The 19,664-nt window shown below is 43.8% G+C and carries 14 protein-coding genes and 4 pseudogenes; 8 read left to right on the top strand and 10 right to left on the bottom strand.

Annotated elements, in window-relative coordinates:
- Positions 1-38: 38 nt before the first annotated feature.
- The gene (locus tag ACOBWA_RS05970) at positions 39-203 is read left to right on the top strand and encodes a hypothetical protein (protein ID WP_420230489.1); all 165 of its coding nucleotides are present in this window, start codon (positions 39-41) and stop codon (positions 201-203) included.
- Between the two features lie 110 nt (positions 204-313).
- On the opposite strand, the gene ACOBWA_RS05965 is transcribed toward ACOBWA_RS05970, so the two are convergent.
- From ACOBWA_RS05965 to ispF, 5 genes and pseudogenes are all read right to left on the bottom strand, one after another.
- Positions 314-1,201 carry an AEC family transporter gene (locus ACOBWA_RS05965; RefSeq protein ID WP_420230488.1) on the bottom strand — a complete coding sequence of 296 codons (888 nt, stop codon included), beginning with the start codon at positions 1,199-1,201 and terminating at the stop codon, positions 314-316.
- Between the two features lie 310 nt (positions 1,202-1,511).
- Positions 1,512-3,406 (bottom strand): annotated as a pseudogene (gene mnmG, locus ACOBWA_RS05960) (tRNA uridine-5-carboxymethylaminomethyl(34) synthesis enzyme MnmG).
- Between the two features lie 431 nt (positions 3,407-3,837).
- On the bottom strand, positions 3,838-4,377 hold the full coding sequence (locus ACOBWA_RS05955; RefSeq protein ID WP_420230487.1) for a hypothetical protein: 540 nt from the start codon (positions 4,375-4,377) through the stop codon (positions 3,838-3,840).
- 267 nt (positions 4,378-4,644) lie between these two features.
- Positions 4,645-4,995 (bottom strand): Grx4 family monothiol glutaredoxin, encoded by a 351-nt coding sequence (gene grxD, locus ACOBWA_RS05950; protein ID WP_057759647.1) that lies wholly within the window; start codon positions 4,993-4,995, stop codon positions 4,645-4,647.
- A gap of 116 nt (positions 4,996-5,111) precedes the next feature.
- Positions 5,112-5,615 (bottom strand): 2-C-methyl-D-erythritol 2,4-cyclodiphosphate synthase, encoded by a 504-nt coding sequence (gene ispF, locus ACOBWA_RS05945; protein ID WP_420230486.1) that lies wholly within the window; start codon positions 5,613-5,615, stop codon positions 5,112-5,114.
- A gap of 260 nt (positions 5,616-5,875) precedes the next feature.
- Between ispF and mnmA the strand changes: the two genes are divergently transcribed.
- Complete coding sequence (gene mnmA, locus ACOBWA_RS05940) at positions 5,876-7,102, top strand: tRNA 2-thiouridine(34) synthase MnmA (protein ID WP_420230485.1); 1,227 nt, start codon at positions 5,876-5,878, stop codon at positions 7,100-7,102.
- A gap of 212 nt (positions 7,103-7,314) precedes the next feature.
- The gene (gene purB, locus ACOBWA_RS05935) at positions 7,315-8,706 is read left to right on the top strand and encodes an adenylosuccinate lyase (RefSeq protein ID WP_057759636.1); all 1,392 of its coding nucleotides are present in this window, start codon (positions 7,315-7,317) and stop codon (positions 8,704-8,706) included.
- Between the two features lie 185 nt (positions 8,707-8,891).
- Here purB and ACOBWA_RS05930 read toward each other — a convergent pair whose 3' ends face one another.
- Complete coding sequence (locus ACOBWA_RS05930; RefSeq protein WP_420230484.1) at positions 8,892-9,104, bottom strand: NF038104 family lipoprotein; 213 nt, start codon at positions 9,102-9,104, stop codon at positions 8,892-8,894.
- A 190-nt stretch (positions 9,105-9,294) separates the two neighbouring features.
- On the opposite strand from ACOBWA_RS05930, the pseudogene ACOBWA_RS05925 reads away from it, so the two are divergent.
- Positions 9,295-10,466: pseudogene (locus ACOBWA_RS05925) on the top strand (JmjC domain-containing protein).
- 191 nt (positions 10,467-10,657) lie between these two features.
- Here the strand turns inward: ACOBWA_RS05925 and ACOBWA_RS05920 are convergent.
- From ACOBWA_RS05920 to ACOBWA_RS05905, 4 genes and pseudogenes are all read right to left on the bottom strand, one after another.
- A complete protein-coding gene (locus ACOBWA_RS05920) occupies positions 10,658-11,194 on the bottom strand; it encodes a 1-pyrroline-5-carboxylate dehydrogenase (protein WP_420230483.1) in 537 nt (178 codons plus the stop codon).
- Positions 11,191-11,349 (bottom strand): hypothetical protein, encoded by a 159-nt coding sequence (locus ACOBWA_RS05915; protein WP_420230482.1) that lies wholly within the window; start codon positions 11,347-11,349, stop codon positions 11,191-11,193. The genes ACOBWA_RS05920 and ACOBWA_RS05915 overlap by 4 nt, the downstream gene beginning before the upstream one ends.
- 11 nt (positions 11,350-11,360) lie before the next feature.
- Positions 11,361-14,624: a bifunctional proline dehydrogenase/L-glutamate gamma-semialdehyde dehydrogenase PutA gene (gene putA, locus ACOBWA_RS05910; RefSeq protein WP_420230481.1), complete on the bottom strand. Its 3,264-nt coding sequence runs from the start codon at positions 14,622-14,624 to the stop codon at positions 11,361-11,363.
- A gap of 737 nt (positions 14,625-15,361) precedes the next feature.
- Positions 15,362-16,656: pseudogene (locus ACOBWA_RS05905) on the bottom strand (NCS2 family permease).
- A gap of 627 nt (positions 16,657-17,283) precedes the next feature.
- Here ACOBWA_RS05905 and tolQ point away from each other — a divergent pair.
- From tolQ to ACOBWA_RS05885, 4 genes and pseudogenes are all read left to right on the top strand, one after another.
- The gene (gene tolQ, locus ACOBWA_RS05900) at positions 17,284-18,006 is read left to right on the top strand and encodes a protein TolQ (protein WP_057759620.1); all 723 of its coding nucleotides are present in this window, start codon (positions 17,284-17,286) and stop codon (positions 18,004-18,006) included.
- Positions 18,003-18,460 (top strand): annotated as a pseudogene (tolR, locus tag ACOBWA_RS05895) (protein TolR). The gene tolQ and the pseudogene tolR overlap by 4 nt, the downstream one beginning before the upstream one ends.
- A 73-nt stretch (positions 18,461-18,533) precedes the next feature.
- Positions 18,534-19,130, top strand: coding sequence for a hypothetical protein (locus ACOBWA_RS05890; protein WP_420230480.1), 597 nt, complete (start codon positions 18,534-18,536; stop codon positions 19,128-19,130).
- Between the two features lie 95 nt (positions 19,131-19,225).
- Positions 19,226-19,555 (top strand): cell envelope integrity protein TolA, encoded by a 330-nt coding sequence (locus ACOBWA_RS05885; RefSeq protein WP_420230479.1) that lies wholly within the window; start codon positions 19,226-19,228, stop codon positions 19,553-19,555.
- Positions 19,556-19,664: the final 109 nt, after the last annotated feature.

The following is a 19,664-nucleotide window of genomic DNA, read 5'->3' as shown; positions in this document are numbered from 1 at the left end:
TTGCATAATTATTGATGAACCTTAACTGGATTTTTGACATGGAAGCAACTCCCATTATCGGTGCATCGCTCATGATTGGCTCGTCGATATTTATGTATATCGTCGCCTTTCTTGCCGTTATGGCTATCGGTGGTTATCTGACCTATCGTACTAGCCCAAAGCGCAAGCAGCGCAGTGAAGACAAGCGTAATAGCGAACGCTAGATTAATACCAAAAGCCCTCTTTTCTTATTTGAAAAGAGGGCTTTTTTAAGACTATCAAAATTAGATAAAGCGAAAGTACTTGCTTATTTAAAGATAGTATAAAATCTGCATTACATCAATCCAAGCGCACGTAACGTCGCTGCCCCAATCGCCATACCAAACATACCGACGACGGTAGTAAATGCCAAAATATTAGCCGCTAATACGTCATTGCCACCCATTGCTTTTGCCATGACATAGCTGGCTGCAGCTGTTGGTGATGCGACCATCAAAAACAAAACCCCCATATGCACGCCTGACAACCCGAACCCAAGTCCAACAGCGATAGCAATCAATGGCGCAATGACAATTCGCCCAATGCTCGCCTGCATGGATAAGCCCGAAGGGTGCAACATAGACTTTAGGTTAATACTAGCACCCGCACAGATCAGGGCTAACGGCAGAGCCACCGCTGCTAATAAGTCGCCAGTCGTATGAATCACCCCTGTAAGTGGTGGCAATGGCAGTGCTTTATAGACGAATGCCCCAACCAATGCCAAAATTAGAGGGTTGGTCAGTAATTTTTTCACAATCATCGTGCCGCGACTAACCCATGTGTCATCCACGCTTTTGGATACGCGGCTTAGGGTAATGACCGCTAAGATATTAAACAGTATCGTCACCACGCCCATATAGACAGCACCGATACTTAACCCTTGCGCGCCGTAAGCGTTGGCCACGGTTGCAAGGCCAATGATGGCCATGTTGCTACGGAATACGCCTTGTACAAACACACCTTGGTCTTCAGGACGCTTGACGAAGCGTTTGGCATAAAACTCTGCGCCAATAAATAATATAAACGTCACCAAGATACCAACAAGAATAAGCGTAATTTGCTTACCATAATCGACGTCGCTATCGACCACGCTAAAAAACAATAAACACGGCAAGCAATAATTAAAGACAAAACTTGATGCCTGATCGATAAAAGTTTGGCTTGCTTCACCCCGTCTTTGCATAAAAAACCCAACCACATTAAGGCAAGGTTGGGTAAGACAATAGTAATAGCAAAAACAATAGCATCAATCATAAGTAGACTCAGTTCGGTGACAAGCCCATCAATATATGGACATCAGCGAGAAAAATTAACAAGTATTAAGAAAATTTACTGACCTAGTATAGAGACAAAGTAGCAGGTAGGACAAGGTTACATGTGACTTTCTTTTAGAACTGACTATTTTTTTGATAAACAAAAGCCCGTAACGAAACATCGTTACGGGCTTCTTATACTATAAGTGCTTTATTATAAAAGGCTTTATTGCATAGCTGTTATGAGTCCAATGCAGCTTTTGCTTTTTTATGCTTTTTAACCGTCATCGCCAACAACTGAATAGCAGCAGGGGTTACACCGCTTACGCGTCCCGCTTGAGCTAGCGTCGCAGGACGAACTTGCGTAAGTTTCTGTACTATCTCATTTGATAGTCCAGATACGACGCTATAGTCAAAGTCCATCGGTAGTGCGGTATTCTCGAGACGTTTCATCTGATCGATGTCTTCTTGCTGGCGATCGATATAGCCTGCATATTTAACAGAAATCTCTATCTGCTCACCTACTTGTGTATCAACCGTTGAGTCAGTGATAGCGGCGATATCAGCAAAATGTATTTGCGGACGCTTTAGCAAATCAAAGGCAGTCGACTCTTTAGACAGCACTTCACCTGTTTGCTCGGCTACTTGCTTACCTAAAGCATTAGCAGGCGTGGCCCACATATCTTTTAGGCGTGAAGTTTCTGTCGCGATAGCTTCTATTTTCTCTTGATAGGCTTGCCAGCGTACATCGTCTACTAGACCTAGCTTACGACCAGTCTCAGTCAAACGCTGATCGGCATTGTCTTCACGTAGCAATAAACGATATTCTGCACGGCTCGTAAACATACGATATGGCTCGGTAGTACCGTGGGTAATCAAGTCATCGACAAGCACGCCAAGATATGCTTCATCGCGGCGCGGTGTCCATGTATCAAACTCGCTATTGTTAGTAGTGACCAATGCCGCATTAGTACCTGCTAGCAAACCTTGTACGCCCGCTTCTTCATAGCCTGTCGTACCATTAATCTGACCCGCAAAGTACAGACGATCAATCGACTTAGTCTCAAGCGTTGGCTTGAGGTTTTGTGGATCAAAGTAATCATACTCAATCGCATAACCTGGACGAGTAATATGGGCGTTTTCTAAGCCTTTCATACTATGAATAAAGTCTAACTGCACATCAAATGGCAAACTGGTTGAGATACCATTTGGATACAACTCATGTGTGGTCAGACCTTCTGGCTCGATGAAAATCTGATGGCTGTCTTTATCCGCAAAGCGATGAATTTTATCTTCGATAGATGGGCAATAACGCGGGCCTACGCCTTCGATTTTGCCAGAGAACATTGGCGAACGGTCAAGGTTTTCACGAATGATGTCATGAGTACGCGCATTGGTATGCGTGATATAACAGTTGACCTGCTCAGGATGCATAGAGACGTCACCCATATAACTCATCACTGGCAATGGCGTATCACCTGGCTGTACCGTCATTACACTAAAATCAACGCTACGCGCATCAATACGTGCTGGTGTACCTGTCTTTAAACGACCAACTGGCAGCTTAAGCTCACGTAAACGATCTGCCAACTTGATAGAAGGCTGATCCCTGCGCGGCCACCCTTTGAGTTCTCTAAACCAATATGGATAACGCCACCCAAGAAAGTTCCTGAAGTCAATACCACTGTTTCGGTCTTAAAGACAATACCTGTAGAAGTAACGACTGCCGTCGCACGACCGTTTTCAACCAAGATATCATCAGCAGCTTGTTGAAATATATCCAGATTTGGCTGATTTTCTAACGTATGACGGATAGCCGCTTTATACAAAATGCGGTCTGCTTGCGCACGCGTGGCACGAACGGCAGCCCCTTTACGGCTGTTTAGTACGCGAAACTGAATACCAGCCTTGTCCGTTGCCAGCGCCATTGCACCGCCTAGCGCATCAATCTCACGTACTAGATGCGATTTACCGATACCACCAATCGCAGGGTTACAACTCATCTGCCCGAGCGTCTCAATATTATGCGTCAACAATAAGGTCTGTGCGCCCATACGTGCAGCCGCTAGTGCAGCTTCTGTACCAGCATGACCACCGCCGATCACTATCACGTCGTAATGTTTTGGGTATTGCATGTGTGCCTCACTTGACTCATAACGCTGCTGATTGCCATATCCTATGTTCAAATAAGAAAACAATCAGCAAATAAACGTCAGTCGTATTTATAAAAAAGATAACGACTCAGATAAGTCGTTCATAATTGGTTAGGGCGGGTTCTTATTTTGAAAATGGTGATAAAAATGAGGTAAATTGCAGCCAAACAAGGAAAGTAGCGCAGATAATATCAGGATATCAACCAGCTATTTGACATAGTTTGGCAATATTTAACCATTTTTAGCCCATTCAGATGCTTTTGTTCAGATTAAGGACACGCCCTGAATAACCCATCATTATAACAATTTTTTCACGCTTAAAAAACGCTAGGATAAAAACTATTATAATTAAGCGCAAAGATACTTACGCCAGCATCACTTTGGTTGTTAGCTTTTGAGTTCGTAATGATCTCTTAGTTATTACTGTTTCCACGGCTCAAGGGTACGATCTGATCCGATTGACCGCTAGACAGCATATGATGGCTACCATATCCTTCTGGGTTTATCTGTAGATAGGCATTCATTTGACCAATCGCCTCACCATCATCACTCGCTAAAATCTGCGCTTTGATAAGCTCAACTGGCGGTAATGGTAAGTTTTTGAGCAAGGCCAAGCGCTGATGATTATCACCTTTATTAACGACTAATTCGATAAGCTGACGAGCATCGATTGGCAAATCTGGCGTGTTTTGAGCCAATAATGCCAAGTGATAAGCACCTGCAGGATCTTGGTCCACAACAATGCGCTGTTCAATAGCGATATACGTCGCTTCAGTTGCACCGCCCGCCACACTAAGCTGATGAATACACTTGAGTGCTGAATATGACTCGTTGTTAGCAATTTCAATAATGCGTGTAGATTCATTTTTTAGACGCTCACGGCGCTTTTCAATCGCTGCCTGCTCAGCCGCTTCTCTTTGCTCGTTTGACTGTTCGCTGGTTTGGTTATTCATAAAGCTCTCTTACTCATCTGATAATTATTATTTATATCGCTGGTATCTTGGACACTATATGGGGGTAAATCCTATAAAAACAACGAGACATAATGACATAGGCGCGTGGAAATACTAGTAGGGACAAGAATAGATACGCTACTAGCGACATTAATAGCGACAATAAAAAAACCCAAATAGCCATCAAATGACTATCTGGGTTTGCTATGCTCGTATCTTACAAAGGCTAATTAGACATCAAAGACATCCAATTCACACTTTTAAGTATTAAGCAGCAGGGCTGTTTGCTTCAACCAATGGCTTTAGCTCGCCTGACTGATACATTTGTAAGATGATGTCTGATCCGCCCATTAACTCACCATCAATCCATAATTGCGGGAACGTTGGCCAATTCGCGATTTTTGGCAACGTTGCACGGATTTCTGGGTTTTCTAAAATGTTTACAAACGCAAATGGACGACCAATCTGAGTCAACACTTCAATAGAGCGCGCTGAAAAGCCACACTGTGGAAATTGCGGTGTGCCTTTCATGTAGATAATGACTTTATTGTCACGGATTTGATCACGGATCAATTGTTCAACGTCGTTTGCAGCAGTGTTTGGGGTTTGCTCACTCATAAAAGCTCCTATTGATAAAGCGGTTCATTAAAATGATTATTTATATAAAATAATTGTGTAAAGACGTGGCTGATACATGGGGCGACTGCCGCTGTATTACAAGCACGAATTACGATCTATGTAGGTTCAACAGCATTAGGGACTAATAATACCACGGCATTGGCCATGATGCCCTCTTGACGACCCGTAAATCCCAATTTTTCAGTTGTGGTGGCTTTCACACTTATATCGCTAATATCCGTTTGCAGGTCACTAGCGATATTAGCGCGCATGGCTAGATTATGCGGCGCTAACTTTGGACGTTCACACATCACGGTAATATCAGCATTGCCTAGGCTATAACCAGCCTCTTGCACTTTACTATAAACATAACGCAGCAATACTCGTGAATCCAATCCAGCATGTGCCGCATCGGTATCGGGAAAATGCTGCCCGATATCGCCAAGTGCTAAAGCACCAAGAAGCGCATCAGCAAGTGCGTGCAAGACCACATCCCCATCAGAGTGTGCGAGCAAACTGTGAGTATGCTCAATAGGCACGCCCGCTAGAATGACATATTGTTGCTGCTGACCATTATTATGAAAAGCATGAACGTCGATACCTTGACCAATTTTTATCATTATTATTCCAAGATGAGTTAAAGGTGATTAAAATAATTCAAAACCACTATCTGAATTTTCAAAGTGGTTTTACTAGTAGCCAGACACCATCGGTCGCCACCAGTTTCAATTAACTGGTATAATATGACGTTTATTTTATCATAATACCAGATCCAAAAGACAAGCTGACGTTGCTGTGCTGAGACTACGTATTGTAGTGATTGCATAACGCTTGGCGTCGGCATGTACTTTGGATAACGTATAAATAGTTGAGCCGTTTTATGTCAGCCATACAAAATACCTCAAGCACAACCGTTTCTGAGTCTTTTAATGCTCATCGCCCTTTAACACTTGCTGATGTCGAAAATCCTAGTACCAAGCATGTGATTGTCGGTATGTCAGGCGGGGTCGATTCTTCTGTATCGGCCGTTCTACTTCAACAGGCAGGCTTCAAGGTCGAAGGCTTGTTTATGAAGAACTGGGAAGAAGATGACGGCACCGAATACTGTACGGCGATGGATGATTTAGCAGACGCGCAAGCCGTATGTGACAAAATCGGTATGAAGCTGCACACGGCCAACTTTGCTATGGAATACTGGGATCGCGTATTCGAGCACTTTTTGGCAGAATATAAAGCAGGACGCACTCCAAACCCTGATATCTTGTGCAACAAAGAAATTAAGTTTAAGGCGTTTTTGGACTATGCGTTGACCCTTGGTGCTGATTATATCGCTACAGGTCACTATACGCGTCGCAGTGTGAATTACAAAAATGACGACGGCACTGAGGTTGCTCAGCTCTTACGCGGTCTTGATAATAATAAAGACCAAAGCTATTTCTTACATGCGGTTGGCGGTGACAAAATCGCCAAAACGCTATTCCCAGTTGGTGAGCTTGAAAAGCCGGTGGTACGTCAGATTGCTGAAAAGCATGACCTAGCGACGGCTAAGAAAAAAGACTCTACGGGTATTTGCTTTATTGGTGAGCGCCGTTTTAAAGACTTCTTACAGCAATATCTGCCTGCCCAAAAAGGCGAGATACTTACTGATGACAATAAAGTCATCGGTACTCATGATGGCCTCATGTATTACACATTGGGTCAGCGCGGCGGCATCGGCATTGGCGGTGTCAAAGACCGTCCCGAGGAGCCGTGGTTTGTATTGGCAAAAGACTTAGAGAAAAACCGTTTAATCGTCGGTCAAGGGCATGAACATCCCATGCTAATGAGCAACGAGCTAAAAGCCTATAAACTCGATTGGGTTAATGGTTTACCACATGCGGATGTGTTTAGCGACGAAGGTCTAGCCTGTATGGAAAAGTCTCGCTATCGCCAGCCAGACCAAGCGTGTCGCGTATTTGCGACCAATGCCGATGGCAGCGAAGTGCGCGTGGTATTTGATGAGCCACAGCGCGCCGTCACCCCTGGTCAGTCAGCCGTATTTTATATCGATGAAGTATGTCTAGGCGGCGGCGTGATTGAATCTATCGATGCACCTTGCGGATTTTAATTACTTCTTAAGACCCAACTTAAGGTACAGATGTTGATGCAGTGAATAACATAATTTTAACGAGCGTCAAAATCGCTTTATTTGCATAGACCGCTTTTTTAATATCATATTTCTGCTATATTACGCGCAACGATTTCGACGTCGTTTATTATATGGTAATTTTTTATCTAGACTCTTGCAGTTTTTTATTTCATAACTACTGAGGCATAACCATGACCCCACTTACCGCTCTCTCTCCAATTGATGGTCGTTACGCATCAAAGGCTGACAGCTTACGTCCTTATTTATCTGAATTTGGTCTAATCAAAGCTCGCGTTACGGTAGAGATTCGCTGGTTGCAGTCTTTAGCTGACAACAGCGCAATTGGTGAATTAGCAGCATTTGATGACCAGACCAACGCTTTTTTGAATGCAATCGTTGATGACTTTAGCGAAGCGGATGCTCAAGCTATCAAAGACATCGAAGCGACGACCAATCACGATGTAAAAGCGGTTGAGTACTTTATCAAAGACAAGTTCCGTGGTCAGGATGCCTTGATTGACTCACTTGAGTTCATTCACTTTGCTTGTACCAGTGAAGATATTAACAACCTATCATATGCATTGATGCTCAAAGACAGCCGCGAGCTAGTCGTTGCCAAAATGCAGCAAGTGACTGATAGCATCGTTGACTTATCTATTGCTCACGCTGATCAGCCAATGTTATCACGCACACATGGTCAGACAGCCAGTCCAACGACATTGGGTAAAGAGATGGCAAACGTAGCCTATCGCCTAGCCCGCCAAATCAAGCAAATCAATCAAGTAGAGCTATTAGGTAAAATCAACGGCGCAGTCGGTAACTATAATGCGCATTTTTCAGCGTACCCTGACGTCGACTGGCAGAGCCATGCTGAAGCGTTTATCAATCAGCGTCTTGAGCTAACGTTTAACCCTTATACGACTCAAATCGAGCCACACGACTATATCGCTGAGTTGTTTGATGCTGTTAAACGCTTCAATACAATCTTGATCGATTTTAACCGTGATATTTGGCAGTATATTAGCTTAGGCTATTTTAAACAGCGTCTAAAAGACGGTGAAGTTGGTTCTTCTACCATGCCGCATAAAGTTAATCCAATCGACTTTGAAAACTCTGAAGGTAACTTAGGCGTTGCCAATGCGATGCTAGCCCATTTGGGTGAGAAGCTACCAATTTCACGTATGCAGCGTGACCTATCGGACTCAACGGTGTTGCGTAACATCGGTGTTGGCCTAGCACAGAGCATGATTGCGTTTGATGCTTGCCTAAAAGGTGTGGGTAAACTTGAGCTAAATGCACAGCGTTTAAATGATGACTTGAATCAAGCGCAAGAAGTGTTGGCAGAACCAATTCAAACAGTCATGCGTCGCTATCGTGTTGAAAATCCGTACGAGAAACTAAAAGCTTTGACTCGTGGTAATGCCATGACTCGTGAAGCCATGCTAACGTTTGTCGAAAGCGATGAGCTATCGGCAGTTAGTGATGCGGATAAAGAACGCTTGCGTGCATTGACGCCTGCTACTTATATCGGTAATGCCGCTGAGCAAGCACGCGCTATTAAAGAATGGATTGCCAAGCTTTAATAGCTAATAAGAGCATACTGATAATGGAATCAGTCTAGAAAGGTAGGAGCGCCTAGTATTATTTACTCGCTCCTATCTTGATAGTAATTTTATCTTATTCACTTATTATCTTAATAGCTATTATCTGAATAAACAGTAACCTTACTTTGAACGCTATGATTGGTTTTGATTCGATTGCTTTTGATTCAAAACCCATAGTTGATAAGTAAGGTTTTATTTTTATCATCATCGTCATCACTGTCGCCCGGTATGATGGCTTTACCCACAGCAACGGTTCCTTTGACCACGCCTTTGGTAGTTTTATAAGCGATTTTTGCGGGTACTGTGACGATTTTATGGACACAGGCTTGTAGCAAAAACACGCTAGCGATAATGACAACAAAATGCAGCTTTTTCATAACGTTCCTACGATTGAGTGGATGCTCTGATGACAGCTATTATTTTGATAATCGTTATTGTTTATATGTACTATATAAACGTCACCAAAATAATAGACATCAAATAGATGACAATCTTAAACTATTAAAACCTTCCTATAAAGCATCCCTTATTATTAATCTTGTACACCGCCAAAATATGGATTTATCAATGACTTCTATTCCTCTTTGTTTACCCGACTCTATCACGCCTGAGCAATTCTTATCTGAATACTGGCAAAAGAAGCCACTGCTTATTAAGCAAGGGTTGCCGCAGCTAGTTGATATGTTTGAGCCAGATGACATGATTGGTCTTGCACTTGAAGAAGATGCTAGTGCAAGACTGCTGACCCAAGCAGCCAGTAAGAAAGAAGGTCAGGCACAGTGGCAACTCAAAAAAGCCCACTGAATGAGACTGATTTTGAAAACCTACCAGAGCAATGGACTGTATTAGTGCAGAATCTGGAACAGTGGTCACCAGAGCTAGGTCAATTATGGCAAGCGTTTGACTTTATTCCTCAGTGGCAGCGTGATGATATCATGGTCTCTTATGCACCAGCAGGTGGTTCGGTCGGTAAGCATTATGACGATTATGATGTATTTTTGGCACAGGGATACGGCTCTAGACGTTGGCAGTTGGGCAAATTCTGTGATGAGCAGACAGAGTTTGTGGCTGATGAGCCTCTGCGCTTGTTTGACGATATGGGTGAGCTTATCTTTGATGAGATACTAGAAGCGGGTGATGTGCTTTATGTACCGCCTAAATTATCACATTTCGGTGTAGCACAAGATGACTGTCTGACTTTTTCTTTTGGTTGCCGCCGTCCAAACCTGATGCAAATCATCGATAGTGTGGCCGATATTGCGACTAACGACAGCAAGCTATTTATCCCGATGCTACTACCGCAAGCGCTACAAGCGTCAGGTGAATTGCAAGCAGATAGTATTGCCGCTATCAAGGCGCAATTACTAGAGATGCTACAATCTGATCGCGGTGATGATATGATTCGCCAAGCAGTTTCTGAAGTAGTTAGTAAACGCCAATATGATGCGCTGATGCCAGAAGAGACGTTAGATACCGATGAGCTAATACAGGCCCTATCAGAAGGGGCCACATTGCAGGCGGACTATAGCAACCGCCTACTCTATAGCCAGACCGATGATGGCACTGTACTGTATGCTAATGGTCAACGTATCGATGGGCTTGATGAATCGGCGATAGCAGTACTAGTACGCTTGGCCAATGGTGAAGCATTACAACATAGCGACGTCACCGATGTTGATGCAGATGATTTGAGCGAATGGCTAGAGAACGGCTGGGTATGGATTGATATTGCTGAATAACATTCTATAATCAATCTTCAGCTAAATAACGCAAACAAAAAAACCGCTAACTGATAATGACTCAGATAGCGGTTTTTTCTTATACATCTTATGCAATCACTAGTTTGGTAGTTATAGCGCTACCAAACACCGCTTAGCCTTTATAAAAGTTGATATAAAAGCGAAGCGGATTCGTAATTAATGCAGTGATTCTACTCTGTACCAAGCTCAAGCAAGCTCGCGTTACCACCGATTGCTGTGGTATTGATAGTCTTGACTCGCTCAGTAACAAAACGATGTAGGTAGTCAGGCGTTAGCATTTCTGACAAGCCTTCCATATCAGTAACACTAATAACCTGCGTCAAAATACCGTCAGTATTGGCAAGCTCTTGACTGACGGCTTGCACTTCGCTGCGGCTACCAGAGACAGCCACTTGCGCTAGACGATCGATATATAAAAGCGTCACAGTTTGCGAATCATTAGCCACACTTAATACATCTTCGCTGATACCTGTATCGTGCAATATCTTAGCAGCTTCATTACACATCTCATCTTGGCTTGGGCAATGCAATATAACTTCATTACCTGTTAGGAGTGCCGCGATAAGCTGACCTAATACTGCCATGGCTCTAGCAGTTTCGCCGCCGATGACCATCGTCTTACCACGACCAGTCACATACAAGTCATTAGACTCGCCTGTTGCCCCTGTCATACGATGCATCTCATCCAAGCTAGGCGCAGCGCTCAACAAATGGTTGAATAAACGCTTTGCTTTATTGGCATCACCAGTGAGCAATGCCAGTTTTGGAATGGCTGCTTGTAGATACGTTGCGCGGTTGACTGCGCCGAGTAATCGCCAAGATTCACAAACCTGGGCATGATTTTTTTGAATTCAGTCGCCATGTTGCTACTCCTTATGCGAGTTCTGTTTGAGTGGTAGTTTGGGTTTCGGTTGCTGTCATATGAGCAGCTGACTGTTCAGCATTGACTGATTCTGAGCTAAGTTGCATGAGACGCGCGACATAGTGCGGGCCACCAGCTTTAGGGCCAGTACCAGACAGACCACAACCACCGAATGGCTGTACGTTTACGACCGCGCCGATTTGGTTACGGTTGATGTAAGTGTTACCGACAAATGCACGGCGCTCAATGTGCTCAACGGTATTTTCGATACGGCTATGGATACCTAACGTCAAACCAAAGCCTGTATTGTTGATAGCATCAATCAGCTTATTCAAATCACGCGCTTGATAACGCAGTACGTGTAGAATTGGGCCAAAGTGCTCACCACCGATCACATCAATGCTTTTCACTTCGATTGCGGTTGGCAATACAAAAGTAGACTTCTCTTGACTGACGACTGAGCTTGAGCTCATCGGCGTCTGTGCCAAGATAGTAGCAGTCGGCTCAGCACTCATACGTTCGATGTGCGCCTCTAAACCATGCTTAGCATCTGCATCAATCACTGGACCTACATCTGTCGCAGCATATAAAGGATTACCTACAGACAGCTCAGCCATATTACCTTGTAATAGCTCGATTAAATCATCCGCCATCTCTTCTTGTACGCACAATATGCGACAAGCTGAACAACGCTGACCTGCTGAACCAAATGCTGATAGTACCGCATCTCTAACGACTTGCTCTGGCAATGCCGTTGAGTCAACGATCATCGCATTTTGACCGCCAGTCTCAGCGATAAAGACAGGCAATTCGCCACTGGTTTGTGCATGGTCGTTTAGGCTTTGGTTGATACGTTGGGCTGTTTGAGTAGAACCTGTAAATATCACACCTGCGATATTATCAGCAGCCGTCAAAGCACCACCTACGTCGCCTGCACCAATGACTAATTGCAGTGCTTCTGCAGGTATACCCGCTTGATACATCAACTGGGCACCAAAGTGAGCTACCAAACTGGTTTGTTCAGCAGGCTTAGCGACTACCGTATTACCTGCTGCCAGTGCCGCCACGATTTGACCCGTATAGATAGCCAATGGGAAGTTCCATGGGCTAATACACACAAAAGTGCCACGTGGTTTATAAACTTGACGCGATTGCTTACCAGACAAATCTGTAAACTCATGCACGACATCGTCTAGGCGCTCTGCTTCATCAGCGTAAAAACGACAGAAATCAACGGCTTCTTTGATTTCATCGATGCTGTCTTGCATGGTCTTACCAGCTTCGACTTGGCACAATGCCATCAGCTCAGCATAGTTCTCTTCAAATAGCTCAGCGATTTTACGCAGTATTGCCGCACGCTTGGTCACGGCTACGTTTTGCCACATGCTTTGACCCGCTACAGCCACATCAATCGCTTGGCGCGCCACTTCAGCGTTGGCATAAGTTACTTCACCAGCACTAACTTCATGGTTCCAAGGCGCAAGTACAGTCTGCGTATCAAGCTGATTCGTTTGACCATCTACTTCGTAGGTATCAACAGCTTTACCATTAATGATAGAGGTTGCTGACCATGTTTTGTGTAGATGGCTATCAATAGCTGATTTGAACGGCAACCATTGTGACTCTACAAAGATATTAGGGCCAAAACTTGCACGACGTTCACCGTAAATCTCTAACGGTAACGGGATGTCTGGATTGTGCAATGTTGCATTACCAAGCAGCTTGTCGTATGGATGCACTGTTAGCTTTTCGATTGGATAAGACTTATCTAGCAACTGATGAACAAACGAGCTGTTGGCACCGTTCTCAAGCAAGCGGCGTACCAAGTACGGTAGCAAGTCCTTATGTGCACCTACTGGCGCATAGATACGTACAGGAATCTCATAAGCTTGCAAAATATGATCGTAAAGTGCATCGCCCATGCCGTGCAGACGTTGGAATTCAAAATCTCTATGTGCACTCATGGTCATGATTGAAGACAGTGTATGCGCATTATGCGTTGCAAACTGTGGCCAGATTAGCCCGCGCAGATGGTCTGACAATAAGAAGCGCGCACAAGCAAGGTATGCAGTATCCGTACCTTCTTTACGTGTCCAAACTGGATAGCCTGATAGGCCTTTTTGCTGAGCAAGTTTGATCTCAGTATCCCAGTAAGCGCCTTTTACTAGACGTACTGGAATACGATCACCGACTTCAGTAGACAAACGAGCAAGCCATGCTAATACAGCGATTGCGCGTTTAGAGTACCCTTGTACAACGATACCTAAACCATCCCAGTCCGCCGTTAAATTATCACGGTACAAAGACTCAAACAGTTTTAGAGAAATCTCAAGACGATCTGCTTCTTCAGCATCAATACTGATATCGACATTGACTTCACGTGCCGCTTCAATCAATAGTAGGCAGCGCTGACGCAATAATCCCATTACTTGCGCTTCTTGCGTGGCTTCATAGCGAGGATGCAGTGCTGATAATTTGATAGACACTGACGGCTTTGGCATGCCTTCTTTGACTTTTACGTTGGCCGTAGCTCTGATCGCATGTAGATAGTCGTTGAAGTATTTTTCCGCATCTTTATGCGTGATCGCCGCTTCACCTAACATATCAAATGAATAGGTATAGCCTCTATTACGATATGGTTGGCTGTTTTTATTGGCGTCTTCGATGGTCTCGCCCAATACAAACTGATGGCCCATGATACGCATGGCTTTTTGCATCGCACTACGAATGACAGGCTCGCCCATCTTTTTAGTCATGCGATCCAAGAAACCTGATGCAGTGATGCTGCTGTCAATACTGACAACGCGACCAGTCATCATCATGCCCCAAGTAGAGGCATTGACCATAAAGCCATTGTCATTTTTAATGTGCTTTTTCCAGTCAGCCACACTCATTTTGTCATGAATCAACGCATCAGCCGTATAGTTGTCTGGCACACGAATCAAGGCTTCTGCCAAGCTCATTAGCAAGATACCTTCTTGGGTATCAAGGCTATACTCAAGCAATAATGAGTCAACCATCTTGACGGCTTTACCATCATTACGCACGTGCTCGACCAGTTTGCGCGTTTGCTCAGCAGCAGCATCGCGTTCTTCTATACTGGGTTTGGCAAGTGGCAATAACTCAGACAACCAACGTTCTTCATCGGCGCTATATAGCGGTGAGATACGCTCATTTAGCGCTTCTGCTGACTGGGCGAGATACTCAGGCGACAGCATATCAACAGGATTAAACAAGATCGGCTCTTGCGGGGTAAACTGGTCTACTGGGTTCATAATAACTCCATAACTATCGTTTAAAAACCATAATAAATGGTGCTTTAGGAAGTCTGATCGTCCTGTATAACTGCTCATAACCGCTATCAAAAAAATAGTGGTTATTGACGGATATTCACAGCAATAATCAAAAGACCAAACGGCGCCATCACAAAACTAAAAATCCAGCATAGGCTGGAGACGGTTAAGTAGGTCGTTCGACTGTTAAACGGGCTACGTTAACAATACAAAGGCAACAACGAAAAGCTAAGCGGCATTAGTGCCTTCTTCTTGTTAGTAGTGAAAGGAGTGTGATGACCAAATATCGCCTTATTGAACCGAAAAATCGCTCTAATAATTACAAATCTGTCATCTTTGATGATGCTAATTCACTGTAAGAAAAACCTCTACGGCGTTGATTGAGGTGATGCGCTTAACTCGGCTATAATATCACGAAATTTTTTTCAAACTAACGAAATTAATCATTTTCAAATAATTAATTTCTATCTAAATAACAATAACTTACAAGCAATTTACTGACTATGACTCTTTGGTTACGTTTTTTGTTTGCTATTGTCTATAGTTTGGCATCACCCTACTTAATACTGGTATCAGAAATACTAAACATTAACCATAAGAATATCGGGATTAAATTAAGACGATAGTCTTATAATGCTGACAAAAAAACCCTCCTTATCATCAGCTGATAAGGAGGGTTTCTTGTTTAAGACACTATTAATGTCTTACTACACTTTGCATTATAGGAAGATAATCTTGAACAACAATATAGCAGTCAAAATCCAGACAGCGATACTGATATCTGCAAACTTGCCTGCAATTGCTTTTACAGCTGTAAAGGTAATAAAACCAAGTGCGATACCGTCAGCGATAGAGTATGTAAGCGGTGTGAATAGCAATACCACGACCACTGGTGCCGCTTCTGTTAAGTCGCTCCAGTTAATGTCCTTTAGGGTACCCATCATAAGTACGGCTACATAAAAGATAGCGCCAGCCGTTGCATAAGCTGGAATCATACCTGCTAGTGGCGAGAAGAAGATACTGAACAGGAATAACACACCTACCGTAACAGCCATCAAGCCTGTACGGCCACCTGAGCGATACCAGAGATACTCTCAATATAACTGGTCGTCGATGAAGTACCCAGTAAAGAACCTGCTACTGTCGCTGTTGAATCAGCGAGTAGTGCTTTACCCATGTTCGGGATATTGCCATCTTTGTCCGTTAGCTTTGCTTGGCTAGTGGTAGCAATCAAAGTACCAGCAGTATCAAACAAATCGACAAATAAGAAAGCAAAGATAACACTGATCATGCCCACATCAAATGCACCAGCAATGTCTAACTGCATCAGCGTCGGTGCAATAGAAGGCGGTGAAGAGAGGATACCTGTGAACTGCGTATAGCCCATTAATAAGCTAATCAGTGCAACCAATAAAATACCAATGGTTACCGCACCTGGGACTCTCTTGTAAGACAGGCCAATGATAACAACAAAACCTAATGAAGCCATGACAGGACCAAATGACGTCATGTCACCAAGGCCAACTAAGGTTGCATCATGATTGACGATGATACCTGCACTTTGCAATGCAATAAACGCCAAGAACGCACCAATACCAGCGACTACGCCGTTTTTAAGAGACGTTGGAATGGCATTAATGATTGCTTCACGAATCTTAAATAGACTCAGTAGTACGAAGATACAACCAGACAAGAACACCGCACCTAGCGCTGTCTGCCATGCGTAGCCCATACCAAGCACCACACCATAGGTAAAGAAGGCATTAAGACCCATACCTGGTGCAAGCGCAACTGGTAGTCGGGCGTAGATACCCATGATGAAACAACCTACTGCTGCTGCTATACAGGTCGCTACAAATACGGCCCCTTTATCCATACCCGCATCGGCTAAGACGTTAGGGTTGACAAAGATAATATAAGCCATCGTCAAGAACGTGGTTATACCAGCGATGATTTCTGTTTTGATCGTGGTATTTTCACCATTAATCCCAAAATAGCGTTCAATTGCATTCATAAGTGTCGCCCCCGACTGGATAATAAAAAGTCATCATTACCTAAAATTAAACATGACCTCAGCGAAAAAATAACGATGCCACAATAAGAATAATGTAGTAACAAAGCGTAACATATTAGACCAGTTATCTTACAAACTCAATCGTTGATAATATCTATCTCGTACAAAATAGGATTTTGAGAGACTTCAAGACTATTGGCCAGAAAAGCCACATGAAAAGCTATATATAGTCATGCTGCTCGACGCTATTCGAAAAACTACTTTCTACTCGTCATTGAGGAAATATTCGGTTTGAGTCATAAGTTTTAGGTAATAAGTATTTGCTCGGTCATTATCCATGTTATCCAACTAACTATTGAATGAATCAGTAGTAGCCCAACCAAATAGTCGTTTAACACATTAATAATGACGTTTCTTTCATTTAGAAGTAAACTAGGGGTTATTATACCGATACCTAAATCGCGATACTTACTGTTGCAGCATTTTTCTAAGCACAGTTACAAATTTTTAGTGAAGAAACGTGCTGCGTATTAAATAATAAAAAGTAAATAGTGTTTGTTTAGGGGTTGTCTGGTTCGGATACCACTATTCCAGCCAGCTGTTATCAATTATTCGTGAGTCCATTACATGCCTGAATCATTAAATATTGTCGATCTTATTACCCAAGCCAGTCTATTGGTGCAGATTGTGATGGCACTATTGTTATTAGCCTCTTTACTCAGCTGGGTTATTATCTTTCGCATGAGTGCTCGACTTGGTACAGCCAAAAACTTTGATCAACAGTTTGAGACTTGGTTTTGGTCAGGCGAAGACTTGGCCAAACTATATCAAGGCATTCAAGGCTCTCCTGATCGTCAGGGACTTGAGCAGATTTTTTATGTGGGCTTTTCAGAATACCTAAGAATGCATAAAAAGCGTCAACCTAAAGACGACATTATCGATGGTGTTGAACGCAAGCTACGCGTCGGCCTAGGTCGCCAGCAGCAATTGCTAGAGTCGGGACTGACGACGCTAGCCAGCATTGGCTCCGTTGCTCCGTACATCGGATTGTTCGGTACAGTGTGGGGCATTATGAATGCCTTTTTGGGACTGTCTCAAACTGAGCAAGCTACCCTCGCCTCTGTCGCTCCCGGTATCGCCGAAGCACTGATTGCCACAGCCATGGGTTTGTTTGCCGCTATCCCTGCGGTATTGGCATACAACCACTTCACAGCAAAATCGAGCCGATTATATGACTCGCGTGCCTTATTTTGTGATGAAATGACAGGCATGCTACAGCGTGAGACCAGCGTACAAGCGCCTATTAGTAAAGAAACCCAAGTTAATGCAGGTCAGGTGACAGGGCTATGAAACCAAACCCCTACGGCCGTGAAAAAAAACCCTTAATGCGGAAATGAACGTCGTACCTTACATTGACGTCATGCTGGTGCTACTGGTGATATTTATGGTGACAGCGCCGATGCTGATTACAGGCGTCGATGTTGATTTGCCAAAAGAGCAAACCAATAATATGAATCAAAGCCAACTACCTGTGATTGTTTCTTTGACTGACAAGGGTGATATTTTTATCAGTTATGAAAGTAATATTGACGTGCCAGTAAGTGAGTCTGAGCTGATTAATACATTATCTAACCTGCAGTCTCAGAGCGATAATAGTAATGCTGAGCCAGTACAGGTGATGATCAATGCCGATCAAAACAATCAGTATGGTGCCATCATGACGCTCATGGCAACTTTGCAGCAAGCAGGTATCGAAAAAGTTGGATTACTGACCGGTGCGCCTCTACCCACGCCTTCTTTATAGTGATAAATATCCTTTAGTAAACGTTTCATATCATAATAGCCAATCCTAGTAATCCATCTGACAAATCACGTTCATGAGTATCCTTACCATGCATAATGCTCCTGCCGTCTATGTACCTACCGAACCAGAAAGCAACGGGCTAAGACTGCCGACGTTGCTAAGCTTACTGGCGCATGGTCTTATCATCGGCATACTGGTTTACAACTATCAAACCATTGAGGTCGAGACTGCTGGTAGTATTGAGACGGTCATGGTATCTCCTGAGCAACTTGCTGAAATGCAAGGACAAATATTGGCCAACCGTGCAGCAGCTAGCGCAATGCAGATGGATAGTAGCACTAGCGACTCGTCTAGTAGTGCCCAGCCAGAAATATCTGGTAGTAGCGTAAGTGCGCAAAATCAAAGTCAGTCAAGCTCTCAGCGCGTGCCTGTATTTACACGATCTGAGGAACCCACTGGTCAACCCATACTGATGAGCGAAGACCATCAACAACGTCTGCTTGAGCAAAATCAAGAATATGAGCAAAAAATGGCTGAGTGGGCAGCACAATTAGACGAGTCAGCCATGGAAGAGCTTGACCAAGTCGATCAAAGCAAACGCGATCAGCTTATAGAAGAACAAAAAGACTGGGAGAGTTTCGTCAGAAGCAAAACAATCCACCAAAGATAAAACGTCCCACTGCTAGCGATCGCAATATTGAGATTGATACTGCTGGCTCTGGCAATGCAGGAAAAACCTTTAGCCTATCAGATGGGCAGTCTACTATGTCTGGTGATACGTCAACCTCTAGTACGTCCAAGGGCAGTAGCCGCTCTGCATCCAGTGGCAGTCGCGGTGCCAGCAACAGCGAAATTATCAACTTAATTAAGCGCAACTATACGCCGCCTACCGCCGCGCGGGGTTCTACTCAACGCGCCACCCTGACCATCACTGTCAATGCAAATGGCGATGTGATCAATGTGTCCGCCTCTGGACCTGATAACACGGTCAACGAAGCGGCAAAACAAGCGGTACTCAATACTGGCAGTCTCCCGATTGATGCTGATGACCCTAAATACCCGACTTTTACCATACAGTTTAAAGGCAGCAATTAATCAGTTGCTAGGTTCTTATAATATTGGTAACGTGACGTTAAGCGGCTTGTCTCGCATAGGTTGCTGCCTCATCTAGATGCTTGTCTCATTAAATAAAAAATGAATATCA

This window comes from Psychrobacter sp. ER1, assembly GCF_048631835.1.
GTDB lineage: Bacteria > Pseudomonadota > Gammaproteobacteria > Pseudomonadales > Moraxellaceae > Psychrobacter.
Note: the sequence above shows the minus strand (reverse complement) of the source record. Positions and strands in the feature narration are given on the sequence as shown.